The organism is Saccharothrix sabaoui (assembly GCF_051756985.1).
In the GTDB taxonomy this organism is placed as follows: domain Bacteria; phylum Actinomycetota; class Actinomycetes; order Mycobacteriales; family Pseudonocardiaceae; genus Actinosynnema.
The window spans coordinates 1-4,771 of the sequence record NZ_JBPKJK010000298.1 but is presented as its reverse complement, the minus strand read 5'-3'; the positions used below and the strand labels follow the sequence as shown (position 1 = coordinate 4,771).

The window sequence follows — 4,771 nt, the reverse complement described above, 5'->3', positions numbered from 1 at the left end:
GGCACGCCCGGCGTGGTGATCCCCGCCGGGGGCGACGCGTTCAGCGACCCGGTCGCCTTCCCGTCCACCGCGGGCGGCAGCGGGAACCTGGTGGTCAGCCTCGCGCTGCCCGCCTCGGCACCGCAGGCGGCGAGGGGCGAGGCCACCAACGGCCTGTCGTTCGCCGCACCCGGCGACGTGGCGGGCGACGCCGGCGGCGCGCCGTTCACCCCCACCGGGCAGGTGCACCACCTGTCGGGCGTCGAGGTGAGCACCACCGACCCGGGCGAGGGCACCGTGGCCGTGCTGGGCGACCGGCCGTTCAGCCGCGCCGCGCGCCACCCCGCGTTCTCGCCGCGGTTCGCCGACCTGCTCGGCCCGGCGCTTGGCCACCGGCTGCCGGGCAGCGTCGTCCAGGTCGGCTACGCGCCCAGCGGCCTCGCGGCGCGGGCGGCGCACCGCTACGCGCTCGGCCAGCCGAACCCGCGCGCCGTCCTCGTCACCCCGGGCGCCCTGGAACCGGGCGAGACGGCGTCGGACGCCCGCCGGCGGCTGACGGGCCTGATCGACGCGAACGTCCCGAACGGCCTGCGCCGCTACCACCGCACCGACGGCGCGCCGATGCGGGTCGTGCTCGCGACGGTCCCGCCGACGGGCCTGGACCCGGCGGACCCGGTGGAGGTCCAGCGCGCGCACCTCAACGACACGCTCCGCACCGACTACGGGGACTTCGGCGCGGACGGGGTCGTCGACCTCGACGCCGCCGTCCGGGACCCGGCCGCGCCGCACCTGCCGCGGACCGACCTCGTCGCGCCGGACGGCCTGCCGCTGGAGGCGTACGACCAGTGCCTGGCGCAGGCCGTCGTGGACGCCGTCGACGGCTTCCCGCCGCTGGAGCTGTGACCGGGACCGGCCGGGGTCGTCCTGCCGGGCGGGACCTGCCGGGTCGGGACCTGCCGGGGCGGGGGCTAGTCGCCGGCCGCCCGCAGGAGCCGCGCGGCGTGGGCCCGGAGGTGCCCGCGCAGCTCCTCCGGGCCCTCCACCTCGAAGTCCACGCCGATCATGGCCATCCACGGGACCAGCTCCTCCAGCGACGGCGTGCCGACCGTCAACCGGGTCCGCTCGTCGTCGATGCGCTCCAGGTGCACCGACGTCATCGACGTCCGCGCCGCCACCACCTCGTACGGCGCGTGCATCACGAACCGCGCCTCGTGCTGGTAGGGCGCCACGGACAGCTGCCGCGACACGTACGACGCCAGGTCCTCGGCGGGTGGCTCGCGCGGCGTGAACCGGGCGCCGAGCGCCGGCTCCCCCTCGATCCGGTCGACCCGGAACGTGCGCCAGTCCTCCTTGTCCACGTCCCATGCCACCAGGTACCAGCGCCGCCCGGTGTGGGCGAGGCCCAGCGGCTCGACGTGCCGCCTCGTGCCGCCGTCGCGCCCCGCGTAGGGGAACCGCAGCCGCTGGTGGTCGCGGCACGCGCCGGCGATGGCGGTGAGCGTGCCGGCGTCCACCCGCGCCACGGTCGGCGTGAGCGCGACCGTGTGCCGCCCGAGCGCGTTCACCCGCCGGCGCAGCCGCGAGGGCAGCACCTGCTCCAGCTTCGCCAGCGCCCGCACCGAGGTCTCCTCGATGCCCGCGACGGTCCCGTTCGCGGCGGTCCGCAACCCCACCGCCACCGCCACCGCCTCGTCGTCGTCCAGCAGCAGCGGCGGCAGCTCGGCGCCCGCGCCCAGCTGGTAGCCGCCCGACACGCCGGGCGCCGCGTTGACCGGGTAGCCGAGGGTGCGCAGCTTGCCCACGTCCCGCCGCACGGTCCGCACGTCCACGCCCAACCTCGCCGCCAGGTCGGGCCCGGTCCAGTCGCGGCGGACCTGGAGCAGCGAGAGCAGCTTCAGCAGACGAGCGGAGGTCTCCAGCACGCCACCGAGTCTGCCGGCCACCGCGGACGAGAACGGTCCTCGATCACCCCCGGGCCGCTCCCCCCGGCCACACGACCACCACCGGCACGCCCGACGCGCGCGCCGTCTCCACCACGTCCGCCGTGCCGCCGCGCCCGTCCGGCGGCTGCCCGTCCCACACCGCGACCAGCAGCTCCACCGACGCGAGCATCCGCTCGTTGGCCATCACGTACGCGTGCCGCCCGGACAGCTCGTTGGGCAGCACGCTCACCACGTGCGCCCGCGCCAGCAGCTCGTCGTAGGCGGCGCGCTTCTCCGGCTTGAGCCGGTCGCGGTAGTCGGTCGCGGGCAGCACGACCTCGACCCGCCCGCCCATGTCCAGCACGACGCGCGCGAACAGCTGGTCCGCGCCGGGCGCCAGGCAGGTCACCCCCACCAGGGATGACCCGCCCGCCGCCTCGGCCTCCAACGCCGCGCGGATGCCCGCGACCACGGCGTCGACGCAGTCGGGCACCAGTTTGCTGTGCCCGGTGATCCCCACCCGCATCACTAGGCCGTCCGCAGTCCCCGGATCGCCTCGCGCGCGTCGCGCACGGCGGGCAGGTCGCGGTGCCGCTCCGCCTCCTTGGCGAAGTCCTGGAGCTTGCGCACCACCCGCCCGGACGCGAGGCCCGCCGCGGTCGGCACCACCTGCTGGATCAACCCGCACGCCTCCTCGGGCTCACCCGCCACCATCATCGTGCGGGCCAGCCCGATGACGTCGAACGCCCGGTTGCGCACCCGGGCCGGGTCGCGCAGGTCCAGCGCCCGCCTGATGTGCTGCTCGGCGTGCGGCGCCTGCTTCGGGTCGTGACCCGCCAGGTCCCGCATCCGGGCGCCGATCACGCCCTCCAGCTCCGCCTCGTCGAAGCTGTCGAGCCACCACGGCTCCGAACCGTCCCTGCGCTGGGCGAAGCTGTCCTGCGCCTGCCCGACCGCCCGGTGGAACTCCCGCACCCGACCCATCTGCGCGTAGGCCCACGCCTCGCGGGTCAGCAGGAGCGCCTGCAACGTCGGGGTCGCCGTGCGCCGGGTCCCGTACTGACCCAGCTGCACCAGCTCCAGGCCGTCCTCCGGGCGGCCCAGGTCGAACATCTGCCTCGCCATCGCCGCCAGGCACAGCGCGGCGAACGGGTCGTTGCGCCCGGCCTTGGCCATGCGCACGCCCAGCACGTAGTACCGCTGCGCCGCGTCGTGCATGCCCGCGTCCCACGACATGCTCGCCGCGACCTTGGACAGCTCCGCGCCGATGAAGAAGGCCCGCTCCGTGGTCGGGCCCGCCGGCGCGCGCGACAGCCGCTCGGCCAGTTCCTCCAACTGCCCGAGCACCGCCTTGCGCGCCAGCCCGTACCCGCCTCGCCCGCCCCACCCGCGCAGCCCGTCGGCGACGCGCTGCAGCGCCGCCAGCTCCTCCTCGCTGATCGCCGCGCTGGACGACCACTTGGAGAGGGGCTGCAAGGGGTGGAGCCACTTCTGCAACGGCTCGACCAGTGCGGGTCCCATTGCCACCGCGGCAGCTCCGGTGAGCGCCGCTCGTCTGCTGATCGCCAAGTCGTTCCTCGCCGTCTCCTCGACCGATCTGGCAATGCTCGACGCGTCCCACGCCGCGGCGAGCACATCGGGCGGGGCACCACGGTCGGGGCCCGCCTGGCTTGGGATTCCGACGCGGTCGAACCACAGCCGGTCGCCGGGGACGCCGAGCACCCGCGCGAAGTGGCGCAGGCGGTCGATCCGGTCGATCGGGTTCTCACCGGTCTCGTACCGCGACAGCTGTGCTTGGGAGATCCCCAGCCAGGACGCCATGCGGTCCTGGGTGACGCGGCTGACGTGCTGGGGGTGGTGCCGGTAGGCGGCGAGGAGGCCGCCCATGTCCCGGTCGGCGAACGCGGCGGCCATGACCTCGTGGTCCCAGAAGTCCCCCGGGACCTCGGGTGGCCCGTAGAGCTCCGTGCGCGCGGTGCGCCGGCACCGCTGGCAGAGGCGGTCGGTGTTGTCGGCGGCGATCAACGCCCCGCACGACGGGCATGCGCGCCTGGTGCTGGTACCGCTTCGGGCTTTCCGGTCCATGGCTCTCGCTCCCGTCACTGAGCGTGCACACAAGTGTATAGAGATGTGATCGCGAGTCCATGCATCCCGTGCATAAGACGCGGTAGGCCCCCCGAACGGACCCCTGTGACGCCGCGTGCCGGATGAGGGGCATCCAGCCGGTGCATGGGTCCCACCCGACGCGGGTGTGGTGACCGGCGGCGATCCGCCCGACCCTGCGTGTGTGCCGGTGCCCGGCAGACCCCGCGGTCCGCGCACACCACCACGACCCGCTCCACCCGCTCCACCCGACCGGGAGGAACACCCACGATGAGCGTCACCGCCGCCACCACCGCAGAACCCGGCCCGCGCTCCGGGCCCCGCGACCGCGCGCACCAGCAGGCACTGGGTGAGGCCATCGCGGGCTACCGGCTGCTGGGCTGGAAGGTCTCCGTCACCGAGCAGGGCGTGTTCCTGCCCCTGGGACCCGCCACCACCGCGCTGGCCATGCCCGCCCGCATCGGGTCGAGGGTCCTCGCCGACCTCAAGGCCCGCATGCTCGCGGGACCCGTCACCGTCATCCCCGGCCCGCGGGAGCACTGGATCTTCCTCGCCGAACTGGTCGCCCTGCTGCCCACGCACCTCAAGGCACCCGCCGAGGTCCAGTTCGTCCGCTCGCCGCAGCGCATCGCCCTGCCGCCCACCATGACCCGCTACGGGTCGCTGAGGTGGGCGAACCCGCCGTCGCACTCGCGGCACTGGTTCCCGCCGTTCACCGCGGTCCTCGCCCTCGCCCGCACGGCGGTCGCCCAGGACCGCTGACCACA

General features: G+C 75.2%; 5 protein-coding genes. 2 read left to right on the top strand and 3 right to left on the bottom strand.

All coding sequences use genetic code 11. The features are described 5' to 3' along the window. Window positions 1-882: SGNH/GDSL hydrolase family protein (locus ACR807_RS41130; protein WP_498371976.1), on the top strand; the 882-nt coding region annotated here is incomplete at its 5' end. 65 nt (window positions 883-947) lie between these two features. On the opposite strand, the gene ACR807_RS41125 is transcribed toward ACR807_RS41130, so the two are convergent. Genes ACR807_RS41125 through ACR807_RS41115 form a run of 3 tightly spaced genes read right to left on the bottom strand, consistent with a single transcriptional unit; the run spans window position 948 to window position 3,926 of the window. Beyond that, entirely contained in the window at window positions 948-1,901 is a 954-nt protein-coding gene (locus ACR807_RS41125; RefSeq protein ID WP_438926973.1) for a helix-turn-helix transcriptional regulator, read from the bottom strand. A 43-nt stretch (window positions 1,902-1,944) separates the two neighbouring features. After that, a complete protein-coding gene (locus tag ACR807_RS41120) occupies window positions 1,945-2,427 on the bottom strand; it encodes a hypothetical protein (protein ID WP_438926972.1) in 483 nt (160 codons plus the stop codon). A gap of 2 nt (window positions 2,428-2,429) precedes the next feature. After that, window positions 2,430-3,926, bottom strand: a complete 1,497-nt coding sequence (locus ACR807_RS41115; RefSeq protein WP_438926971.1) for a helix-turn-helix domain-containing protein — start codon at window positions 3,924-3,926, stop codon at window positions 2,430-2,432. Between the two features lie 348 nt (window positions 3,927-4,274). On the opposite strand from ACR807_RS41115, the gene ACR807_RS41110 reads away from it, so the two are divergent. Further along, window positions 4,275-4,766 carry a hypothetical protein gene (locus tag ACR807_RS41110; RefSeq protein WP_438926970.1) on the top strand — a complete coding sequence of 164 codons (492 nt, stop codon included), beginning with the start codon at window positions 4,275-4,277 and terminating at the stop codon, window positions 4,764-4,766. The last annotated feature ends 5 nt before the right edge of the window (window positions 4,767-4,771 follow it).

Excerpts from the sequence above, each read along its gene's own strand:
- ACR807_RS41120 (WP_438926972.1), bottom strand. The coding sequence starts at position 2,427 with ATGCGGGTGGGGATCACCGGGCACAGCAAACTGGTGCCCGACTGCGTC.
- ACR807_RS41110 (WP_438926970.1), top strand. The coding sequence starts at position 4,275 with ATGAGCGTCACCGCCGCCACCACCGCAGAACCCGGCCCGCGCTCCGGG.